The sequence below is a fragment of the Actinomyces sp. HMSC065F11 genome (assembly GCF_001813085.1).
In the GTDB taxonomy this organism is placed as follows: Bacteria; Actinomycetota; Actinomycetes; order Actinomycetales; family Actinomycetaceae; genus Gleimia; species Gleimia europaea.
Window position 1 is genome coordinate 554018 of the sequence record NZ_KV811470.1, and the last position, 20870, is coordinate 574887.

19 protein-coding genes and 2 tRNA genes are annotated in these 20870 nt (G+C 57.6%); 18 read left to right on the forward strand and 3 right to left on the reverse strand.

Annotated elements, in window-relative coordinates; all coding sequences use genetic code 11:
* Window positions 1-23: 23 nt before the first annotated feature.
* On the forward strand, window positions 24-1976 hold the full coding sequence (dnaG, locus tag HMPREF2891_RS04960; RefSeq protein WP_070664084.1) for a DNA primase: 1953 nt from the start codon (window positions 24-26) through the stop codon (window positions 1974-1976).
* Between the two features lie 133 nt (window positions 1977-2109).
* Here dnaG and HMPREF2891_RS04965 read toward each other — a convergent pair.
* Both HMPREF2891_RS04965 and HMPREF2891_RS04970 read right to left on the reverse strand, forming a co-directional pair.
* A tRNA-Asn gene (locus HMPREF2891_RS04965) sits at window positions 2110-2181 on the reverse strand.
* A 68-nt stretch (window positions 2182-2249) separates the two neighbouring features.
* Window positions 2250-2801, reverse strand: coding sequence for a hypothetical protein (locus tag HMPREF2891_RS04970; RefSeq protein ID WP_222566264.1), 552 nt, complete (start codon window positions 2799-2801; stop codon window positions 2250-2252).
* A 78-nt stretch (window positions 2802-2879) separates the two neighbouring features.
* Between HMPREF2891_RS04970 and HMPREF2891_RS04975 the strand changes: the two genes are divergently transcribed.
* Window positions 2880-2953 (forward strand) — tRNA-Ile (locus tag HMPREF2891_RS04975).
* Between the two features lie 23 nt (window positions 2954-2976).
* Here the strand turns inward: HMPREF2891_RS04975 and HMPREF2891_RS04980 are convergent.
* Window positions 2977-4083, reverse strand: coding sequence for a hypothetical protein (locus tag HMPREF2891_RS04980; RefSeq protein WP_070617597.1), 1107 nt, complete (start codon window positions 4081-4083; stop codon window positions 2977-2979).
* 59 nt (window positions 4084-4142) lie between these two features.
* Between HMPREF2891_RS04980 and rimP the strand changes: the two genes are divergently transcribed.
* From rimP to HMPREF2891_RS05055, 16 genes are all read left to right on the forward strand, one after another.
* Entirely contained in the window at window positions 4143-4631 is a 489-nt protein-coding gene (gene rimP / locus HMPREF2891_RS04985) for a ribosome maturation factor RimP (RefSeq protein ID WP_070617594.1), read from the forward strand.
* A 10-nt stretch (window positions 4632-4641) separates the two neighbouring features.
* A complete protein-coding gene (nusA, locus tag HMPREF2891_RS04990) occupies window positions 4642-5685 on the forward strand; it encodes a transcription termination factor NusA (protein ID WP_070617591.1) in 1044 nt (347 codons plus the stop codon).
* Between the two features lie 32 nt (window positions 5686-5717).
* On the forward strand, window positions 5718-6032 hold the full coding sequence (locus HMPREF2891_RS09955; protein ID WP_410002356.1) for a YlxR family protein: 315 nt from the start codon (window positions 5718-5720) through the stop codon (window positions 6030-6032).
* Window positions 6033-6138: 106 nt separating this feature from the next.
* Entirely contained in the window at window positions 6139-8976 is a 2838-nt protein-coding gene (infB, locus tag HMPREF2891_RS04995) for a translation initiation factor IF-2 (RefSeq protein ID WP_186822292.1), read from the forward strand.
* Window positions 8977-9070: 94 nt separating this feature from the next.
* Window positions 9071-9496, forward strand: coding sequence for a 30S ribosome-binding factor RbfA (gene rbfA / locus HMPREF2891_RS05000; RefSeq protein WP_070664088.1), 426 nt, complete (start codon window positions 9071-9073; stop codon window positions 9494-9496).
* Window positions 9493-10464, forward strand: coding sequence for a tRNA pseudouridine(55) synthase TruB (gene truB / locus HMPREF2891_RS05005; protein ID WP_083311257.1), 972 nt, complete (start codon window positions 9493-9495; stop codon window positions 10462-10464). Before rbfA ends, truB begins: the two co-directional genes overlap by 4 nt.
* 20 nt (window positions 10465-10484) lie before the next feature.
* Window positions 10485-10700: a hypothetical protein gene (locus HMPREF2891_RS09540; protein ID WP_148131711.1), complete on the forward strand. Its 216-nt coding sequence runs from the start codon at window positions 10485-10487 to the stop codon at window positions 10698-10700.
* Between the two features lie 45 nt (window positions 10701-10745).
* Entirely contained in the window at window positions 10746-11732 is a 987-nt protein-coding gene (locus HMPREF2891_RS05015) for a bifunctional riboflavin kinase/FAD synthetase (protein WP_070664275.1), read from the forward strand.
* A gap of 162 nt (window positions 11733-11894) precedes the next feature.
* Window positions 11895-12164, forward strand: coding sequence for a 30S ribosomal protein S15 (gene rpsO, locus HMPREF2891_RS05020; RefSeq protein ID WP_034508030.1), 270 nt, complete (start codon window positions 11895-11897; stop codon window positions 12162-12164).
* A gap of 202 nt (window positions 12165-12366) precedes the next feature.
* Window positions 12367-14682 carry a polyribonucleotide nucleotidyltransferase gene (locus tag HMPREF2891_RS05025; RefSeq protein WP_070664092.1) on the forward strand — a complete coding sequence of 772 codons (2316 nt, stop codon included), beginning with the start codon at window positions 12367-12369 and terminating at the stop codon, window positions 14680-14682.
* 107 nt (window positions 14683-14789) lie between these two features.
* Window positions 14790-15428 (forward strand): hypothetical protein, encoded by a 639-nt coding sequence (locus HMPREF2891_RS05030; RefSeq protein WP_070664094.1) that lies wholly within the window; start codon window positions 14790-14792, stop codon window positions 15426-15428.
* Between the two features lie 24 nt (window positions 15429-15452).
* The gene (locus tag HMPREF2891_RS05035; protein WP_261666841.1) at window positions 15453-16793 is read left to right on the forward strand and encodes a M16 family metallopeptidase; all 1341 of its coding nucleotides are present in this window, start codon (window positions 15453-15455) and stop codon (window positions 16791-16793) included.
* 45 nt (window positions 16794-16838) lie between these two features.
* On the forward strand, window positions 16839-17579 hold the full coding sequence (gene dapB, locus HMPREF2891_RS05040) for a 4-hydroxy-tetrahydrodipicolinate reductase (RefSeq protein ID WP_034508021.1): 741 nt from the start codon (window positions 16839-16841) through the stop codon (window positions 17577-17579).
* A 74-nt stretch (window positions 17580-17653) separates the two neighbouring features.
* The gene (locus HMPREF2891_RS05045; protein ID WP_222566265.1) at window positions 17654-18169 is read left to right on the forward strand and encodes a GNAT family N-acetyltransferase; all 516 of its coding nucleotides are present in this window, start codon (window positions 17654-17656) and stop codon (window positions 18167-18169) included.
* 74 nt (window positions 18170-18243) lie between these two features.
* Window positions 18244-19137 carry a 4-hydroxy-tetrahydrodipicolinate synthase gene (gene dapA / locus HMPREF2891_RS05050; RefSeq protein ID WP_070664100.1) on the forward strand — a complete coding sequence of 298 codons (894 nt, stop codon included), beginning with the start codon at window positions 18244-18246 and terminating at the stop codon, window positions 19135-19137.
* A gap of 40 nt (window positions 19138-19177) precedes the next feature.
* On the forward strand, window positions 19178-20869 hold the full coding sequence (locus HMPREF2891_RS05055) for a ribonuclease J (protein WP_070664102.1): 1692 nt from the start codon (window positions 19178-19180) through the stop codon (window positions 20867-20869).
* Window position 20870 lies beyond the last annotated feature (1 nt).

Sequence of the window (20870 nt, forward strand, 5' to 3'; positions counted from 1 at the left end):
CGCGAATGATTAGGATATAAGGCATGGCTGGGCTGATTCGGAAAGAGGACATCGCGAAGGTTCGCGAGGCCACCGCAATTGAGGACATCGTTAATGATTACGTGACGCTTCGCCCCGCGGGAACCGGATCAATGAAGGGGCTGTGCCCGTTCCATGATGAGAAGACGCCGTCATTCCACGTCCGCCCCCACCTGGGCCTGTGGCACTGTTTCGGGTGTGGCGAGGGCGGTGACGCCATCGCGTTTTTGCAAAAGGTTGACCATTTAAGCTTTACCGAGGCCGTGGAACACCTTGCGCAAAAGACTGGCATCACGCTCCACTATGAGGAAGGGGCGAAAGGGCCGGGCGAGTTCGGCAGGCGCCAGCGGCTGATTGATCAGCACAAGATCGCAGAGGAGTTTTACATCCGCTCCCTGTCCTCTCCGGAGGCTCAGATTGCCCGCGAATTCTTGGCCCAGCGCGGCTTTGACCAAAACGCGGCCGCTACCTTCAGCATTGGCTACGCACCTAAAGGCTGGAATAACCTAACAAATCTGCTTCGCTCTCGCGGATTCCAGGATCAAGAGATAGTGAAGGCGGGCCTTGCAAGTAACGGCAATCGCGGGATTTATGATCGTTTTCGAGGGCGCCTAATTTGGCCAATCCGGGACCTAACAGGTGCGACCATCGGATTTGGTGCGCGTAGATTGCATGAGGACGATCAGGGGCCGAAGTATCTAAATACGCCAGAAACTCCCATCTATCACAAGTCTCAGGTGCTGTACGGGCTAGATCTCGCTAAGCGCAACATTGCAAAAAAGCGCGAGGTAGTGATCGTGGAGGGGTACACGGATGTAATGGCCGCGCACTTAGCTGGCATTGATACTGCTGTGGCTACCTGTGGCACGGCTTTTGGTGAAGAGCACGTGAAGATCATTCGCCGCCTACTGGGCGACGTGGCTAATCCGGCTGCGGGGGTACAACTCTCATCGGGCCTAAGCCTGGGGGGAGAGGTGATCTTCACCTTCGATGGGGACGAGGCAGGCCGGAAGGCCGCTCTGCGAGCATTTGGCGAGGACCAAAGTTTCGCTACGCAAACGTTCGTTGCCGTGGAACGCACCGGAATGGATCCTTGTGATCTACGCATGAACAAGGGCGATGCGGCGTTGATCGAGCTGGTCGAGTCGCGCGCGCCACTGTTCGAGTTTGTCATTCGCTCAACGCTTGCCTCGGTTGACCTCACTACTGCGGAGGGGCGTGTTCACGGGCTTCGTGCAAGCGCTCCGATTGTGGCGGGCATTCGCGATCGCGCCTTGCAACGTGAGTACGCGCGTCAGCTGTCCGGTTGGCTGGGCATGGATGTGCGCGAGGTCTTGCACGCCGTGTCGGTGGCTAGCAGGGGAGCCCGTCGCCTCGACCCGCGGCTTGAGCGCAGCCATGGCGCGCCGGCGCAAGACGCTCCAATGCGCGTTGGTAATGAGGCTGATCCGATTGTACGTCTGGAGAGGCAGGCGCTGGAGGCAATCGTGCAGCACCCGGGCTACGTTTCGGGCTCAGGTTTCGACGAACTTGATGGAGATGCTTTCTCAACGCCGGCCTACCGCGCGGTCCATGACGCGATCCGAGCAGGCGGCGGACTGGCCTCCTATATGGACTACCTGCAAATCACCGAGGCCGAGGTTGGGGTTGGCGATGAGGCCGCGCGCAGAGCTACAGCGCATTGGAATCAGAGCTTGATCGAGTCGGGTAGTGAGGTGGTTGCGAAGGTAATCACGCAGCTTGCGGTGGCGCCACTACCGCAGGATGATCCGGAACGCCTCCGCGACTACTGCTTTGGCGTGGTTCGCGCGTTGGTACGCAATGGGCTTAATCGTCAGATCGGTTCGCTGAAGGCTTCGCTCGGTCGCTATTCGTTTGACTCTGACGAATATCAGGCGGCGTTCAGTGAGCTACTGCGTCTGGAAGAAAAACGCCGCTCACTCACAGAGGATCTTTAATCGATCGGCTCGATCGTCGCACCCGCCGAAACCCGCTATGTAACTCAGTCGATTCGCAAGACAGAAGTCTCGCAACGACTGGTCAGAATCAGGCGATAGGAAAAGCCCGTCCTTTCAGACGGGCTCTTGTTTGCTCCCGCGGCTGGATTCGAACCAGCAACCGTTCGATTAACAGTCGAATGCTCTGCCGTTGAGCTACGCGGGATTGCTTAGCGCGAAATACACTCTACATACTTTTTTGCCCCGTGCCAAATCGGGATTGAAGCGGTCTATTTACCGCTCTAATCCAACAGATTCACGCAGGTTTCGTTCCAGTTCGAATGCGAGCTTTTCGCCTTCGTTATCTAGATCACCGCCGGCTGTTAGCGTTGAAAAAAGATTGCCGTTGCTAGAGCGCCGAATGGATGCGCGGATCCACGTTCCATCTGCAGTTTTACGCGAGGTGGTAGAAATATAGGTGTACTCGATGAACTCCTCGAGCTGCGACATAAATCGGCGAACATCGTCTTCCAGCGTAACGCCGTGCCATGGCTCACGGGTAGGATCTACCCAGCGGATAATGAGCATCTGGCTACCCGCCTCCCAAACGGCGTGCTGGATCTCGTGCCAGTGTGCAACAAATGCCACGTCCTCGTCACTAATTACCACAGGACCAAGCTGTGCGAGCAGTAGCCAAGCTCCACCCTCAAGCTCAATGGCCGGACGTTTGGCGTCTGCTTTTGTTAAGAAGTTCGCTTGAAGTGAGCTCGCAATGGCTTTTGGAAGCTTAAATTTCGTAGCTGAAGTCATAGCCTTCACTGTACGATAACCACGCTCTCCTCTCATCAGCGCTCGTGAAACGGTGCGCGGTAGATGCTTAGATTGGTTTGATTCACAGTCGCCTAGCTGGCATGATTTACCCAGGCCCTGATAGCTCAGTCGGTTAGAGCAGCGGACTCATAATCCGTCGGTCCCGGGTTCGAGCCCCGGTCGGGGCACTTTTTATGGCCGCGCCCCGCGCTTACTTTGTTGCTCCACTGCTGTTGTAGAACGGGGCAAACTGCGTGGGCTCCGTGGGCGCTTCTTTTGGAACATCGGTTTTCGTGATGCCCGGCGTTGCAGGAACATTCCCAATGCTTACCCACGACGCCAACTGGGCGGTGAGTGCTTCGAACGCAAGCGGATACTGTGCGTCATCCTCGCCAGGCAGGACGAGGTAGGGGCGGTCAACCAAGAACGCCAGGTTAGTGGCAAATAGTTCGTTCTCCGCGCCGCTAAGCCCCGTCTCATCCCCTTCGTCAGCAGGCGTTAAACATGACAGGGTGCGCTGATCCGGCGCTCCAGCGTTGATTGCACGCTGCGAAAAAGCAACGAGGTCGTCTACTTGCGCGCGGGCCGTTACCTCGGTAGCGGAAGGCCCATCCGCGTCATCGCCGGCCCCGTAATAAGCGATCCACTGCGCAGCGCAGTCCCATTGTGCGGCAACTTCACCAAGATTCTTGAGGTCGGAGCGGCCTGCTACGTCTTTGCGAGGTTCAGCCTTAGGGGTGGTAAAAGCCGGGAGGGTGGGTTGGATTTCAAGCAGGTTCGCCAATTTGAGGCCATCGGCCAGCCTTCCGGCGGCCACGGAGGCGGCGGCCAGCTGATCGTCTTTGGAGTCGAGTTCGGTGGCGGCTGCGAGATCGGCGGTGGCGGTACCGATGGTGAAGTCGGTGAGTTCGGCCCACGTGTGGCTTGCCCGGGGCACGGGATCGGGCAGGGGAGCGCCATCTGGCACATTCTCTCCCCACGGATCCCACAATCCACCAAGCAGTTCGGCACGCTGTTTCGATTTTTCACCCAGATCAGCGGCGAAAGCCATACAGGGCTTACAGTCCTCGCCTGGTTGTGCGAGGCTATCGAGTACCGCGGTTTCGTTGCGAACAAGCCGTTGGAACACCTCTTGGGACTCCAGGACGTTCGGTAGTTGCGGTCCGTCTTGCTCGATGTAAACGCCCGTGCAGCCGGTTAGAGACGCGGCGGCGATTCCGGCGGCGAAGATTGGGACTACAATTCGTTTCGAAGCGAGAGCTTGAGTTTTCGTGTCGTTCTTCGCGTCAGCCGCGGATTCGTGCGTTATTGAAGGCATGTGTGCATAATAGTCTGATTGAGGGCTCAGGCTCGAACCAGTCCCGCTCTTTAAGGAGAATGATGTCAAAAGCCATCGAGGCTCGGATTGAGGCGCTCGTAGCTCCGATTGTGAGCCGTGCAGATCTGTTCTTGGAATCGGTAACTGTAACTAGGGGTAAGGAACCCTTGGTGCGGGTGACGGTTGATTTGAAGGAGGGCGTGGGGTCGGTGGACGCCGACGACATGCTCCAGGTCTCGCGTGAAATCTCGGCGGCTATGGACGAGGCCGATCCGATTGAAAGTGCCTACACGCTTGAGGTTTCAACGCCGGGCGCCGAGCGCAAACTCGAAACTGCGCGGCACTTCTCACGCTGCATCGGTCACTTGGTGGAGATCAAAACGCAAGATGGTGAACGCTTAAAAGGTAGAGTGGTCAGCTCCGACGATCAAAGTGTGACGCTTAGCATCGCGGGTAAAAAAGGTAAGCCTGAGCGCGAAGAGACCGTAGCTCTTGATAAGATCACGAAGGCGCATTCGCGCGTTGACTTCGGTTCGTTAGGTAAGTAGGAGGCTCCCCGTGGAAATCGATATGCGTACACTCCGGGAAGTGGGTGCCTCGCTAGAAATTGATGGCGATACGCTAGTTGCAGCAATTGAGGAAGCCCTGCTGAAGGTCTACCACAAGATGCCCGGCGCCATGGATCAGGCCCGCATCGAGATTGATCAGCGCACCGGCAAGGTTGCCGTGATGGCAACCGAGCTTGATGAGGAAGACAATCCGATCGGCGAGTTTGATGACACTCCCAAGGAGTTTGGGCGTATCGCTACCGCTACCGCGCGTTCGGTGATTGCACAGAGGCTTCGCGAGGCCGAAGATTCAAAGGTGCTCGGCGACTTCCGTAGCCGTACCGGTTCGGTTGTGGTTGGCACCGTGGAGGCGCAGCGCAATCCGGCTTTCGTAATGCTACGCGTGGGCGAGTTTGAGGCTCGCCTTCCCCAATCTGAGCAGGTCCCGGGCGAGGTTTACAACCATGGTGACGTGCTACGCGCTTACGTAGTGGATGTTTCTCGCGGAGAGAAGGGCGCTGCGATCACGGTTTCGCGCACCCACCCCGGCCTGGTTGAAGGCTTGTTTGAGCGCGAGGTTCCAGAGATTCAGCAGGGTCTTGTGCAGATCAAATCCGTTGCGCGCGAGGCCGGCCACCGCACCAAGATCGCGGTTGCGGCCACACGTGAGGGTGTGAACGCTAAGGGTGCTTGCATTGGCCCCATGGGTAGGCGCGTGCGTGCGGTGATGACGGAGTTGCAGGGCGAGAAGATCGATATTGTCGATTACTCTTCTGATCCGGCTCGCTTCGTTGCTAACTCTCTGTCTCCCGCGCGAGTATCTTCGGTCACAATTACCGACCTCGAGGGTAAGAATGCGGAAGTGATTGTGCCTGACTTCCAGTTCTCCCTCGCTATTGGTAGGGAGGGCCAAAATGCGCGTCTTGCCGCGCGTCTGTCCGGCTTCCATATCGACATTCATTCTGATACCGAGGCCGGCCTGGGGGTCGTGACTGGCGACATTTCGCGCCCTGACGTGAGGCAGGGCTCAGAAAATATCGAACCAACGGACTGAAAATAACGATAGGCTTAACAGGAAGCATGCTTATGCGTAGCCGTTTTGCGGATGCACCGCGGCGAACGTGCGTAGGGTGCCGGGAAGTAGCAACTCCTAACGAGTTGCTTCGCTGCGTTTACAGTGAGGCCCTTGGAAGTGTTGTTAGTGACTCGCGCCGGAGCATGCCCGGGCGAGGAGCCTGGATTCATCCTCGGCAATCCTGTCTAGATCGGGCAGTGAAGAAGAAGGCGTTTAACCGCGCGCTTCGTTTGCCTGGGAGCAGAAGCCGTGTTTCCTTCTCGATAGATATTTCCGCTCGAGAAGAAAACCAACCAGCGCGCAGGGAGCGCGTTGTGGACGAGTAAATGGAAGCGGGTTGGAAGCTGATGGGCACCCGATGAGTACCCAGCGATGAGCTGCCAGCAGAAATAGACGTCCGTCCTGTTCGGGGCGGACCTGAACAGGAGAGTTGTGGCAAAATTGCGTGTACACGAGCTCGCGAAAGAGCTCGGAATCACGAGTAAAGAACTTCTTGCGCACTTGAAGGAAAATGGTGAGTTCGTAAAGTCGGCCTCGTCGACTATTGAACCTCCGGTTGTTAGAAGAGTTCGCAAGACTCTTGGCGCTAAGCTCGAATCTGAGCAAAGCAAGGAGCCAGCTAAGGCCGATAAGCCGGCAAAGTCGGCAAAATCGACTAAATCTGCGCCCAAGACTGAAGCCAAGGAAGAAAAGGCTAAGAAGGCTGAGGCAAAGCCCAAGGCTGAGACTTCAAAGACCGAGAAGGTTGAAACGCCGGCGCCAAGTCCGGCAGATGTCATCCCCGGTCCGGCAAAGATCACTAAACCGAATGCGAAGAAGGCAACGCCTGAGCCTGCAGAGTCTGAAGCTGAGAAGAAGACAGAAGAGGCAAAGCCTAAGGATGAGGCAACGCCGCGCCCCGGTAATAGCCCGTTCGCTTCGCAGCAGGGAACGCCCCGTCCGGGACCGCGTCCGGGCAATAACCCGTTTGTAACCCAGCAGGGAATGCCCCGTCCGGGGCCGCGCCCAGGCAATAACCCATTCGCTTCGCAGCAGGGAATGCCTCGTCCGGGTGGTGGCCGCGGCGCAGACCGCAATGATAAGCCGCAACGCGGTCAGCGGGGCGGACGCAACGCATCCGAGGCGGCTCCGGCACGCGGTGGTAAGAGGCGCGGGCCTCGTCCATCGCCCATGATGATGCCGGGTCATTCCACACTGGGACAGCCGGGCGGAAACAACCCTCCCGAGCGTGGAAACCGTCAAAGCAGGCGTTCTAACCGTTCCAGCTCGCGCCAGTCGCAGGCTCCTAGCTTCGGCCAGCAGCCGCCAATGTCCGCGCCTCCGCGCGGTGGTCGTGGTGGCCGTGGGGCAACGCAGGGCGCATTTGGTCGAGGAACCGGTAAGCGGGGACGCAAGTCGAAGCGCGCGAAGAGGCAAGAGTTCGAACAGCAGAACGCGCCCGTCATTGGCGGCGTGCAGATTCAACGCGGCAACGGCCAGACTATTCGCATCCGTCAGGGTGCCTCGCTTGCCGATCTAGCGGAGAAGATCGATGCGAATCCCGCATCGCTGGTAACCGTTTTGCTTCACCTGGGCGAGATGGCAACCGCAACGCAGTCGCTGGATGAAGACACCTTCACACTTTTGGGTGAAGAGATCGGCTACAAGGTTGAGGTTGTGTCCCCAGAGGATGAGGACCGCGAGCTACTTGAGTCGTTCGACATTGATCTTGAAGCTGAAGAGCTTGACGACGTGGAGCACCTCGCTCCGCGTCCGCCGGTTGTAACCGTCATGGGTCACGTTGACCACGGTAAAACCAAGCTCCTTGACGCCATCCGTCACACGGATGTTGTGGACCGCGAGCACGGTGGCATCACCCAGCACATTGGTGCGTACCAGGTGCACGTGAAGCATGACGACACCGATCGTTTGATCACGTTCATTGATACGCCCGGTCACGAGGCTTTCACGGCAATGCGTGCCCGTGGCGCTCAGGTAACGGATATTGCGATCCTGGTTGTCGCAGCCGACGACGGCGTTATGCCGCAGACCGTTGAGGCGATCAACCACGCGCAGGCCGCTGATGTACCTATCGTTGTGGCGGTAAACAAGGTTGATAAGGATACTGCGAACCCGGATAAGATCCGCCAGCAGCTCACCGAATACAACCTCGTTGCTGAAGAGTATGGCGGCGACGTCATGTTCGTGGATGTATCCGCAAAACAGCGCAAGGGGATTGGCGACCTGCTTGAGGCGGTTCTACTTACCGCTGATGCGGCCCTCAATCTGGAAGCGAATCCGGATACGGATGCTCGCGGTGTATCGATTGAAGCGAACCTTGACCGTGGTCGAGGGGCGGTTGCAACGATGCTGGTTGAGCGTGGAACGCTACGCATTGGTGATGCCGTTGTTGCAGGCTCGTCCTATGGGCGCGTGCGTGCGATGTTTGACGAGTGGGGTAATGAGGTTCAGGAGGCAGGCCCGGCACGTCCGGTTCAGGTTCTTGGCCTAACGTCCGTGCCGCGAGCTGGTGACTCGTTCCTAGTTGCACCGGATGACCGTACGGCGCGTCAGATTGCGGATAAGCGTGAGTCTGCTGAGCGTCAGGCTCAGTTGGCTCGCAGGCGTAAGCGCGTTACGCTTGAGGACTTCGATAAGGTCCTCAAGGAAGGCAAGGTTGACACGCTTAACCTCATTATCAAGGGTGACGTTTCGGGTGCTGTTGAAGCGCTTGAAGATTCGCTACTCAAGATTGATGTGGGTGAAGAGGTCCAGTTGCGCATCATCCACCGCGGTGTTGGTGCGATTACGCAGAACGACGTTAACCTCGCGACGGTTGATGACGCTGTCATTATTGGCTTCAACGTTCGTCCGAATGAGCAGGTTGCAAGCCTGGCCGATGAAGAGGGCGTGGAGATCAAGTATTACACGGTCATCTACCAGGCGCTTGAAGAGATCGAGGCCGCACTCAAGGGCATGCTGAAGCCGATTTACGAAGAGGTTCAGCTGGGCAGTGCCGAGATCTTGCAGGTGTTCAAGTCCGGTAAGTTCGGCAATATTGCCGGCTCGATCGTTCGTAAGGGAATCATCAAGCGCAACACGAGCGCACGGCTTGTCCGTGATGGCGTTGTGGTTGCAGAAGACCTCAAGATCGAATCGCTTCGCCGCGAGAAGGATGACGTCACCGAGGTTCGCGAGGGTTACGAGTGTGGTATCACGCTTGGCCACAAGGACATTCAGGTTGGCGACACCATCGAAACCTGGGAGATGCGCGAGAAACCACGCGACTAGCGCCATTTCCAAGTAGTGCCGGCTCCCGCCTAAAAGGTGGGAGCCGGTTTATTTTGCTAAATTTGAGGCCGGTTCTATTTTTGAGGAGGCCGCAGTGGCTGATATTAATCGCCAGCGTAAGGTGGAGGATCGGATTCAGCAGACGGTAGCTCGTTTGCTTGAACGTCGGATTAAGGATCCGCGTTTGGGTTTTGTGACGGTAACTGATGTTCGAGTGACGGGCGATTTGCAGCACGCCACGATTTTTTACACGGTGCTCGGTTCGGCGGACGAGGCGGCGAAGAGCGCAAAGGCACTGGAGTCCGCTAAGGGGCTGATCCGTTCGGAGGTTGGCAAGGCCCTCGGTATCCGCCTCACTCCAACTATTGATTTTCAGGCTGATAGTTTGCCGCAGGCGGCAGCCGATATTGAAGAGGCCCTGCTAAAGGCGCGTAAGGCTGACGAAGAGCTTGCCCAAACCGCTAAGAACGCCAAATACGCTGGCGAAGAGGATCCGTACAAGAGCGCTGAGGAAGAGTGAAACCGCGGCTGGATATGCCTCGCGCCCAGGTAAGCGCGGCTGATGGGTTACTGATCGTGGACAAGCCCCGCGGCGTAACAAGTCACGACGTGGTTGGGGCGGTGCGCCGCTTGGCAGCAACCCGCAAGGTCGGGCACGCGGGCACTCTTGATCCGATGGCCACGGGTGTCCTCGTACTTGGAATTGGGAAGGCAACCCGTTTGCTGGCGTTCATTACCGGGGCAGACAAGCAGTATCACGCGCGCGTGTTGCTTGGCGCAGCAACTGATTCTGATGACGCTGACGGACAGATTATTTCTGCGCAGGGGGCTCGCGATGTGAGCGCCGAGAGGGTTGACGAGGCACTTGCCTCCATGCGCGGTGAGGTCATGCAGGTGCCGGCTAAGGTATCGGCGATCAAGGTTGGCGGCAAGCGTGCCCACGCTCTGCATCGCGAGGGAAAAACTGTGCAGCTACAGGCTCGTCCGGTTTTGATTTCGCGCCTGCAACGCACTTCGGATTTAGTACCAATTAAGCTCGGCGATGGCACGCCCGCTTTGGAGTTCGATCTGGTGGTTGAATGTTCCAGCGGCACTTATGTGCGGGCGATTGCCCGGGACCTTGGAGAAATGCTTGGCACCGGAGCGCACCTAACTGCGCTTAGGCGAACCCGGGTAGGGAAGTGGACGCTCGATGATGCCGTCACGTTAGATCGGCTCGCCAGCTTCGTCTCCAACCAGTACGAAGAGGACCCGGAGCCGATTGACGTGCTTTCTTTGACAAGAGTAGCAAGCCAGCAGTTTGGGAGTATCGAACTTACCGAATCCGAGGCCGAGGCGATGCGCCACGGTAACGCGACAAAGGTCGAAGTGCGTACTCCGGACGGGCAGATAACTGCTTGCACGTGGAAGGGAGAAGTGCGGGCACTTTTGAAGAGAAGTGGAAAGAAGTATCAACCTGTGCTTGTATTTTCCACGGACCCACTGTGAAAACCGATGGAGGTAAACCCATGGATAATCCGATGAACGAGTTGGGGCTACGCGACATCTCTGCCGCGGGCCAAGAGAAGAAGACCTGCGGATGCGGTGGTAAGGGCCACGGTGGTGGTGGCTGCGGATGCGGTGGTAAAGGTCGCGGTCATGGGCATGGCCACGGTGGTGGACACGGCTCTCGTGGCGGTGGTTGCGGATGCGGACGTCGCAAGCAATCAGAACAGGCAAAGTAGTCTAGTTTTCCTACCATTTTGGGGAGTTGGCTTTAGCTCATGGTGATGAGTGTGTGGCATGGTCTTGCACAAGTACCCGAAGGATTGCGCACGGTTGTAACGATCGGAAATTTTGATGGAGTTCATCGCGGGCATCAACAGCTGATTCGCATGTGTGCGGATATGGCAGGCAAGAAGGACGCGCTCGCAGTGGCTATCACCTTCTTCCCACATCCGGTGCAGGTACACTGTCCGGGGCGTAATCTGAAGCTCATCACTACGCTGGTAGACCGCCTGGATGCGCTTGCCGGGTACGGTATTGATGCAACGCTGGTGCTCGACTACAACGAGGCGCTCTATTCACAAACCCCGCGTGAGTTCATCTCGAACATAAGCAAGGCTCTGGGGGTGCAGGGCATTGTGGTTGGCGAGGATATGAAGTTCGGTGCCGGTAATTCCGGCAGCATCTCAACCCTGCGAAGTCTGAGCGAAGAGTTTGGCTTCGACGTGATAGCGCTTCCCGACATCGTTGATGAGAATGGCACACGCTGGTCTTCGTCCTGGGTGCGTGAGCTGTTGCAGGAGGGCGAGGTGGCCGAGGCCGCTCGGGTTCTCGGGCGTCCGCATAGAATTCGAGGCGTTGTGAAGCATGGGCATAAGCGAGGCCGCGAGCTTGGTTTTCCAACTGCAAATCTGGAGGAAGACTGCGACGGCGTGATTCCGGCAGATGGCGTGTATGCCGGCTGGCTTACTCGCCAGGTGGCGGATGCGCCCGCAGGCGTGTTCTTACCCGCGGCGATCTCGGTGGGCACGAATCCCCAGTTTGATGGGGTTCAACGCACCGTTGAGGCGCACGTGCTAGGCCGTTCGGATTTGAACCTGTATGGCGAGAAGATCGCGGTTTCGTTTGTTAAGCGCCTGCGCGGCATGAAGAAGTTCGATTCAGTGGAAGAACTTCTTGCGCAAATGGATGAGGACATTCGCGAAGCCGCATCCGTTTTGGGTGTAGCGGTTGCGGGTCGGGTGGATCCAAGCGCCGTTACGGCCGGTTAGGTGTCTAATATCACGGCGTAAAAGGCGCAGAATATGGGGCTTACGCAAGATGCTGCCCAGGCGCATGGTATCGTAAAGGTTGCCGTGAATCGGCCACGGACGCGTTATGCCCGGGAGAATAGGCCCCGGAGCGCCGTGCAACGAGATTATTAAGGAGAACCCATGGCCCTTTCTAAGGATGTCAAGGAACAGATCATCAAAGAGTACGCAACTCACGAGGGCGACACGGGTTCGCCCGAGGTCCAGATTGCGCTCTTGACACAGCGTATTCGTGACCTCACTGAGCACTTCAAGACGCACAAGCACGATCACCACTCCCGCCGCGGTCTTATGCTGCTGGTTGGTAAGCGTCGTCGTCTGCTCGGCTACCTAGCCGATGTTGATATTGAGCGTTACCGCGCGCTGATTGCCCGTTTGGGTCTGCGTCGATAGCGTTGGGTGGCCCGACTCCCGCTGGGAGCCGGGCCATATTTTCCGTATTAGGATGTTTTGGCGCGCCTAGCGCCCTACAGTTTGAAGATGGTTGGACTGCCGCTTGGAGCGCGGTCCTCGGTAGTGGCTTCCGGAGCTTGTTTTCCGTGGGTCTCAATCGAAGGCCGGTCCGGGGCAGTCTCTAGTGAAAAGGAGATTTCCCATGATGGAGGGAGATGACATCACCGCAGTCGAAACCGTGATTGATAACGGTAAGTTCGGCAAGCGCGTGATTCGTTTTGAAACGGGTCGTTTGGCTCGCCAGGCCGCAGGCTCCGCGCTTGCGTACTTGGATGATGAGACCACGATTCTTTCGGCCACGACGGTTGGTAAGCACCCGCGTGACCAGTTTGATTTCTTTCCGTTGACGGTTGACGTGGAGGAGCGCCAGTACGCGGTTGGTCGTATACCGGGTGGTTTCTTCCGCCGCGAGGGTCGCCCGGGCGAGGAGGCCATTTTGGCTTGTCGTCTGATTGACCGTCCGCTTCGCCCCGCGTTTGTGAAGGGCCTGCGTAACGAGGTTCAGGTTGTAGGTACAGTGCTGGCTGTGAACCCGCAGGATCCGTACGACGTCCTTGCGATCAACGCGGCTTCGCTGTCCACCCAGATTTCGGGTCTACCGTTTTCCGGCCCGATCGGTGGTACGCGTCTGGCTTTGATTGATGGTCAGTGGGTTGCGTTCCCGCGCTATTCCGAGATGGAACGTTCCACGTTCAACATCGTGGTTGCAGGCCGCGTTGTTGATGGCGATGTTGCGATCATGATGGTTGAGGCCGGTGGCGGCGACTCGATGATCGACCTCATCGAAAATGGTGGCACTACTCCGACGGAAGATGTTGTTGCTGACGGCCTTGAGGCCGCGAAGCCAGTCATCCGCCAGCTGTGTGAGGCCCAGCTTGAGATCGCGCAGAAGGTCGGTAAGGAAACCGTTGAGTTCCCGCTGTTCCTCGACTATCAGGATGAGCACTACGATGCTGTGAAGGCCGCTGTTGAGTCTGATCTGTCGGAGGCTCTCACGATTGCAGAAAAGCTCAAGCGCGAGGATCGCATCGACGAGATCCAGCAGAAGATGCTTGAGGACCTTGCAGAGAAGTTCGAGGAAGAGGAAGAGAAGGATCTAAAGGCCGCCTTCCGCGCGATTGAGAAGGAGCTTATGCGTGACCGCGTGCTCCGTCACGGTCAGCGTATTGATGGACGTACTCCAACGGAGATTCGTTCGCTCGCAGCCGAGGTGGAGGTGCTTCCGCGCGTTCACGGTTCGGCTCTGTTCCAGCGCGGTGAAACCCAGATTATGGGCGTTACCACGTTGAACATGCTCCGCATGGAGCAGCAGCTGGACAACCTGTCACCGCTACAGTCCAAGCGCTACATTCACCACTACAACTTCCCGCCGTACTCCACGGGTGAGACGGGCCGTGTGGGCTCGCCGAAGCGCCGCGAGATCGGTCACGGTGCGCTTGCGGAGCGCGCCCTCGTTCCGGTTATTCCAAAGCGTGAAGATTTCCCGTACGCGATCCGTCAGGTGTCGGAGGCGCTCGGCTCGAACGGTTCGACCTCGATGGGTTCGGTTTGCGCGTCCACGCTGTCGCTCCTGCAGGCCGGTGTGCCGTTGCGTGCCCCGGTTGCGGGTATCGCAATGGGACTTATTACCGGTGAGGTAGATGGTGAGCAGAAGGCCGTTACGCTAACCGACATCCTCGGTATTGAGGATGGCTTTGGCGACATGGACTTCAAGGTGACGGGTACTCGCGACTACATCACGGCTCTGCAGCTTGATACCAAGCTTGATGGCATCGATTCGCAGGTGCTCAAGGAAGCATTGGCGCAGGCTCGTGAGGCCCGCTTCGTGATCCTTGATCTCATCAACCAGGCTATTTCTGAGCCGGATGAGATGTCGCCGTTTGCACCACGCATTATTTCGGTTCAGGTTCCGGTTGAGAAGATCGGCGAGGTCATTGGCCCGAAGGGCAAGATGATTAACCAGATTCAGGAAGACACCGGTGCGGACCTCACCATTGAGGACGACGGCACGGTTTACATTGGCGCCGAGACCGGCGAGGCTGCAAATGCGGCTCGTGACATGGTCAATGCCATTGCAAACCCGCAGCTTCCAGAAGTTGGCGAGCGTTACGTCGGTACGGTCGTTAAGACTACTTCGTTTGGTGCGTTCGTTTCGCTCACCCCGGGCAAGGACGGCCTGCTCCACATCAGCCAGGTTCGTCGCCTCGTAGGTGGCAAGCGCATTGACTCGGTTGATGACGTGCTTTCGGTTGGCCAGCAGATTGAGGTTGAAATCGCTGAGGTTGATGATCGCGGCAAGCTTTCGCTACACGCGGTTATTGAAGGCGAAGCGGCTGAGACTGCTAATGAGTCCGAGGAAGATGGCGAACAGCGCGAAGAGAAGCGCTCGGAGCGCCGCCGCTCGAACAACAACCGTCGTCGCCCCCGCACGCGTACGCGTAAGGGCCAGGACGACTAATAGCGTCTAGCGAAGCGCGGGGAGTGCTGTTGCATTCCCCGCGCTTTGTTTATGCCTCTTTTTATTCCCTATATGATTGGGTTTGTTGTCTTGTTTGGGAGGGCGAAATGCGACGCTATACAGATTTGTTCGTGATGCTTGCACTGCTGGTACTTGATTTCTTGATTGCGGTGATCATGTGGAACACAGTGGATGATGCGTTGAATCCTGGTTCGACGTCGCTGGCGTACATGATCATGAGCCTAACGTTGATTGCAATTCCAGGTATAGCAATGGCCGCTGGGCTGGCTCTTGGAAGGGCCACGTGGAATTTGGCGCCACGCTCGTTCTATTTGGTGGTGCTGGTCGGCGCGGGTCTTGCAGCAGGCCTAACTTGGGTCGCCTCGTTGGCACTGGCAGGCGCAGATGTGGTGGTTTCTCTTGGCAACGCAGTCTTTGCGATGGTGGTACTGGCGGTCGCATCTTTGGTTGGCTTGATCTTGGGGCTAACGGGGGCAGTTCCAACCGCGAAGGTGCTGGGCGCGTCGCTGAAAGAGTCCACTAAGAGTAACGGGACTGCGAGCTCGGTTGCGAAAACGCCTGCAGCTTCCCCGAATCACGAGGTCGATGACCCGGTAGGTCCAAATGAGGGCGGCGCCGCGCCGCGCATGCAAACTCCGGGAACAGCTGCGAGCGCCTCGCCGCGCAAGGTGATTGGCGGGGATGACGAGGCCGTCGATCCAGGCGAGGACAATCCGGGCCTGTAGACGTTGAAGTAGTAGTTGTAATAGTTGGATAGGATTTCGCGGGTGCTTGAGGTTTCTGATCTTCCGCTGGTTTCTTCTGCTGATGAGCGCGCAGCGATCACGTTGCTTGATGATGAAACTTTGATTCAGCGAACTATTTTGCCTGGCGGTGTTCGGGTTTTGTCGCAGCACGTGCCGGCGCAGCGTTCCGTTTCGCTGTCTGCGTGGTGTCCGGTGGGCTCTCGTGATGAGCAGCCTGCGCAGGCTGGTTCTACGCATTTCTTGGAGCACCTGCTATTCAAGGGTACCCCCACGCGCTCGGCGCAGGATATTGCGAACGCGTTTGACGAGGTGGGGGGCGAGTCCAACGCGGCGACAACGAAGGAATACACGTACTACTGGGCGCGGACATTGGCTGAGGATTTGCCGATGTCTGTGGCAGTGCTGATGGACATGATGTCCTCATCATTGCTGGACGAGGCCGAGTTTGAGCGCGAGCGGGGCGTGATTCTAGACGAACTCGCTATGGGTAATGATGATCCGGTGGAGATCGTGCATGAGAATTTTGCGCAGGCGATTTATGGCGATCACCCTCTGGGCCGTCCCATAGGTGGTTCGATTGAGACAGTTTCGGCTGCCCAGCGTGATGCCGTGGTGGGTTACTATCACGAGAAGTACAGGCCATCCTCGCTTGTGATCGTTGCGGCGGGAGCTGTGGATCACGCGGAGCTGTGCGAACTGGTTGGCGCGGCGCTAGCTGGGGCGGGCTGGGATTTGGATCCGGCCGCGGTGCCGGTATCTACGCGCATCGGCAATCAGCCGGCACCGGTTTTTGATGTTCGTGAGGTCCAAAAGGAAAAGCCGGGGGAGCAAGCTCATGTTCTTCTGGGAGGCCGCTCAATTACCGCTAATGATGATCGCCGCCCGGCGATGGCCGTGCTACTGAGCATTTTGGGCGGGTCGATGTCCAGCCGCCTGTTCCAAGAGATCCGCGAGCGTCGTGGGCTTGCTTACACGACTTATGCGTTTGACACGGCGTACGTCGATTATGGCCATTTTGGGATGTATGCGGGATGCGCGCCAAAGAATGTGGATTTAGTTGAACAGCTGATGCGTGAGCAGCTGGTGGATCTTGCTACTGCTGGCCCAACTGATGCGGAGCTTGCCCGAGTGAAGGGCCAGTTGCGCGGGGCTATGGCACTTGGATTGGAAGACTCTGGTGCTCGCATGGCGCGTTTGGGGCGCGCGGAGGTGGTTCACGGCAGGTTTATTCCGCTGGAGCTGACTCTGTCGCGTATTAATGCGATTACGGGCGCTGATGTGGCTGATCTTGCTCAGTTCTTGCTTGATCAGCCCGCGTGCAGATCCGTTGTGATGCCCATTTAGTGACCTGTGGTCGAGGAAGTTTGGGCGCAAAGATAGGGTGTTGTCATGGTTAAAGTTGCGGTGATTGGTGCAAAGGGCCGGATGGGCTCTACTGTGTGTGCGGCGGTTCAGGCTGCCTCCGATTTGGAAGTTGTTGCCCGGCTTGATGCGGGTGATGCGATAAATGAGCAGTCGTTGGCTGGTGCCAGTGTCGCCGTTGTCTTTACGGTTCCGAGCGTGAAGTTGCAAAACGTTCTTGACTTGTTGGCTGCGGGTGTTCACGCGGTGGTGGGCACGTCTGGCTGGACCGATGACGAGCTAGACCAGGTGCGTGCGGCTCAGCAGACGAGCTGCGCGAACGTGTTTATTGCCCCGAACTTCGCATTGTCGGCGGTGCTGGCGATGGAGTTTGCCGCCAAGGCAGCGCCCCTGTTTGAGTCCGTTGAGATTGTGGAGATGCATCACCCGAATAAGGTAGACGCTCCCTCCGGTACTGCGGTTGCAACGGCGCAGAAGATTTCGCAGGCGAGGAAGCAGGCGGGCTGTGAGCCAATGCCAGATGCGACGGAAACTGACCCGCAGGGTGCGCGCGGATCGCGCTACAGCGGCGTGCCGGTGCACGCTTTGCGTTTGAGAGGAATGACGGCAACTGAAGAGGTCCTGCTAGGCAATCCCGGTGAAGTGCTAACGATTAGAACCGACTCTTTTGACCGTGAGTCATTCATGCCGGGCGTGTTGTTGGCGGTGCGTAAGATTGCCGATACCCCGGGCGTAACGGTTGGCCTGGAACATTTGCTTGACCTGTAGATTGGGTACGAATTTTGGATAGGTTTCACCACAAGAGCGCGCTCAATGCGGACCGGTCGGTGCGTCCAAGCACTGTGGACGACGCCCCTGCTATTGCACGCATCCAGACTGAAGGGATGCTGGAGTCGTTAGCGCAGGGCGTTGATGGGAAGCTCGATCCCCAGATTGGGGCTACGTTGGATGAGGGAGCAATGGCGGCCTCATGGCAGGAGTCGATAGCGTCTCCTCCCGCGCCCGGATTTAGGATCCTCACGGCGCTGGATGCCCATCTCGTGGCCGGTTTTGCAGCGGCTGTACCTGCCGAGCCTGTGCCGGGTGTGGAGGGCTTGGATGAGCCGGGCACAGAGATCATAGCGCTGGAGGTGGATCCTGATCATAGGGGAGAAGGCCATAGGTCGAGGCTCCTGGCGGCGCTTTCAGATTTGGCACAAGACGATGGTGCGAAGAATATCCGCGTGTGGATTGTGGCCGGAGATGGCCAGAAGATTCGTTTGTTCCAGGAGGCCGGTTTTGGGCCGGCCGGCATTTTGCGCAAGCTGGAGGTTGGTCCACACCGCGTGGTTGAACACCTATGGTGGGCAAAGTTTTAGCCAAAAATTGTAATCTTTGGTTCAAGTAGCGGACACCTGCTGGCTTTCGAAACCGCGATGGCTAGCATGGCATCATGAGCGAAGTTAAGCACCCGATTGGTCAGCAGTCCGTAGCGATGGTTACGCCGTTCCACGAAGACGGCTCTTTGGATATAGAATCCACGCAGCGCTTGGCAAAGCATCTGGTTGATTCAGGTACCGACTGTGTTCTCATTTCCGGTACTACCGGCGAGGCCCCCACAACGTATCAGCCGGAGAAGAACGAGCTGACTGACGCGGTTGTTGAAGCCGTGGGTGAGCGCGCATTTGTGCTTGCAGGTGCGGGCTCAAATGATACGGCTCACGCGGTGCGTATGGCGGTGAATGCGCAGGAACACGGTGCGGATGGGCTGTTGGTGGTTTCCCCGTACTACAACCGTCCGTCGCAGAGGGGGTTGCGCGCACACGTTGATGCAATCCTTAGCGAAACTACGCTGCCCGTGGTCCTCTATGACATTCCGGGACGCACAGGCCTCGCGTTTTCAGATGAAACGCTGGACTACTTTGCAGGCAATGAACGTATCGTCGCGGTGAAGGATGCCACCGGTAAGCCGGAGCAAGCGATTAAGCGGATGAACCGCACTGGGATCGCCTACTATTCGGGTGATGACGGCTTGAACTGCATGCTGATGGCACAGGGCGCTTCGGGCATTATTTCGGTGGTTGGCCACGTTGCAGGTGCTTTCTTTAGGCAACAGATTGATGCAATTAACGAGGGCGATATTGATACGGCAAGGAACATTCAACGCTTGCTGACGCCGCTCATTGATTCGATTATGGGTGGAGGTCAGGGAGCCGTGATGGCGAAGGCCGCGGTGCACATGATGGGAATCATTGAAAGTGATCGCCTGCGTTTGCCGCTCGTCCCGGCCTTGGATGAAGAGCTGGACCGCATGCGTCGCGTTATGGAGGACCTGGAGCTTTTGTGAGTAGATAGCCGCCTCGGCTAACTCGTGGCACAATCGAAGCATGATGTCTTTATACGATGCTCTGCCGAAGCCGCCGAATCTCGAACCTGATACTTTGCGCGTTGTTCCTTTGGGAGGGCTGAAGGACATCGGCCGTAATATGACGGTTTTTGAGCTGAACGGGCAGCTCTTGATCGTTGATTGCGGTGTGCTGTTTCCCGAAGAGCTCCAGCCTGGCGTGGATCTGATCTTGCCGGACTTCAGCTACATTGAGGATCGCCTGGATGACGTTGTGGGGATGGTGCTAACTCACGGGCATGAGGACCACATTGGAGCGGTCCCGTACCTGCTGAAGCTACGCAACGATATTCCAATTTACGGCTCTGAACTTACCCTTGCTTTTGTGCAGCCTAAGTTGGATGAGCATCGCATTGAGGGCTTTGATTTGAACGTGGTTGTTGAGGGTGATCGCGTGCAACTCGGCGGATTTGACCTCGAGTTTGTGTCTGTGACGCACTCGATTCCAGACGCCCTCGCGGTGTTCGTCCGCACAGTCGCAGGAACCGCCTTGATTACCGGCGATTTCAAGATGGATCAGCTTCCTCTCGATGGTCGTTTGACGGATTTGCGCGCATTCGCCCGATTTGGCGAGGAAGGCGTGGACCTGTTCCTCGTTGATTCAACCAACGCGGAGGTTCCTGGTTTTGTAACTCCGGAGCGTGAGATTGGTCCGGTTTTAGAAGATGTTTTCCTGCACGCCACGGGACAGATCGTGGTGGCCTCGTTCGCGTCCCACGTGCATCGCGTACAGCAGGTGTTCGACGCCGCTGTGATGACGGGCCGCAAGGTCGCGCTGATCGGGCGGAGCATGGAACGCAACATGCGGATCGCCTCGGAACTTGGGTTCTTGGATATTCCCGATGATGTGATCGTTACCAGCAAGCAGATTGCACAGCTTGAACCGCAACAGCGGGTGTACATGGCTACGGGATCGCAGGGTGAGCCGATGGCGGCCCTGGGGCGGATTGCGCGTGGCACGCACCGTTTTGTTGAGGTAGGTCCCGGCGATACGGTGGTGTTTGCCTCCTCGCTTATTCCGGGTAATGAGAATTCTGTTTACCGCGTGATCAATGGGCTTACCAGGCTGGGCGCAAAGGTGGTGCACCAGGCAAACGCTAAGGTGCACGTGTCGGGCCACGCTGCGGCAGGTGAGCTCCTGTACTGCTACAACATCATTCAACCGAAGAATGTTATGCCGATCCACGGAGAGGTCCGCCACCTGGTTGCCAATGGTGCCTTGGCGGTGAAAACCGGCGTGCCGGCCAGCAACGTGATGCTGGCTGAGGATGGTGTGGTGGTTGACCTGAAAGATGAGGAAGCCAGCGTGGTTGGAGCTATCCCTTGCTCCTACATTTACGTGGATGGGCGTAGCGTGGGCGACCTGGACGAGTCGGAGCTACAAGATCGCCGCGTCCTCGGTTCTGAAGGTTTCATTTCAATCTACGCGGTTGTGGATCTGGAACACGAAATGATTTTGTCCGGCCCAACTATTAAGTCGGTGGGCATGGCCGAAGAAGATTCCGTGTTTGAGGAGATCGAACAGGATGTTAAGGACGCGTTGGCTAGGGCGCTCGAAGATCCTGAGGCGGACACGTACTCGTGCCAGCAGGCCATGCGCCGCGTGATTGGCCGCTGGGTGGGTCGCAAGTTGCGTAGGCGCCCAATGATTGTCCCTGTCGTAGTAGAACAGTAGG

Excerpts from the sequence above, each read along its gene's own strand:
- dnaG (WP_070664084.1), top strand. The coding sequence starts at position 24 with ATGGCTGGGCTGATTCGGAAAGAGGACATCGCGAAGGTTCGCGAGGCC.
- HMPREF2891_RS05030 (WP_070664094.1), top strand. The coding sequence starts at position 14,790 with ATGCGACGCTATACAGATTTGTTCGTGATGCTTGCACTGCTGGTACTT.
- HMPREF2891_RS04980 (WP_070617597.1), bottom strand. The coding sequence starts at position 4,083 with ATGCCTTCAATAACGCACGAATCCGCGGCTGACGCGAAGAACGACACG.
- rpsO (WP_034508030.1), top strand. The coding sequence starts at position 11,895 with ATGGCCCTTTCTAAGGATGTCAAGGAACAGATCATCAAAGAGTACGCA.
- HMPREF2891_RS09540 (WP_148131711.1), top strand. The coding sequence starts at position 10,485 with ATGGATAATCCGATGAACGAGTTGGGGCTACGCGACATCTCTGCCGCG.
- dapB (WP_034508021.1), top strand. The coding sequence starts at position 16,839 with ATGGTTAAAGTTGCGGTGATTGGTGCAAAGGGCCGGATGGGCTCTACT.
- HMPREF2891_RS05015 (WP_070664275.1), top strand. The coding sequence starts at position 10,746 with ATGAGTGTGTGGCATGGTCTTGCACAAGTACCCGAAGGATTGCGCACG.
- HMPREF2891_RS09955 (WP_410002356.1), top strand. The coding sequence starts at position 5,718 with ATGCGTAGCCGTTTTGCGGATGCACCGCGGCGAACGTGCGTAGGGTGC.
- dapA (WP_070664100.1), top strand. The coding sequence starts at position 18,244 with ATGAGCGAAGTTAAGCACCCGATTGGTCAGCAGTCCGTAGCGATGGTT.
- HMPREF2891_RS05025 (WP_070664092.1), top strand. The coding sequence starts at position 12,367 with ATGATGGAGGGAGATGACATCACCGCAGTCGAAACCGTGATTGATAAC.
- HMPREF2891_RS05055 (WP_070664102.1), top strand. The coding sequence starts at position 19,178 with ATGATGTCTTTATACGATGCTCTGCCGAAGCCGCCGAATCTCGAACCT.
- rimP (WP_070617594.1), top strand. The coding sequence starts at position 4,143 with ATGATGTCAAAAGCCATCGAGGCTCGGATTGAGGCGCTCGTAGCTCCG.
- HMPREF2891_RS04970 (WP_222566264.1), bottom strand. The coding sequence starts at position 2,801 with ATGAGAGGAGAGCGTGGTTATCGTACAGTGAAGGCTATGACTTCAGCT.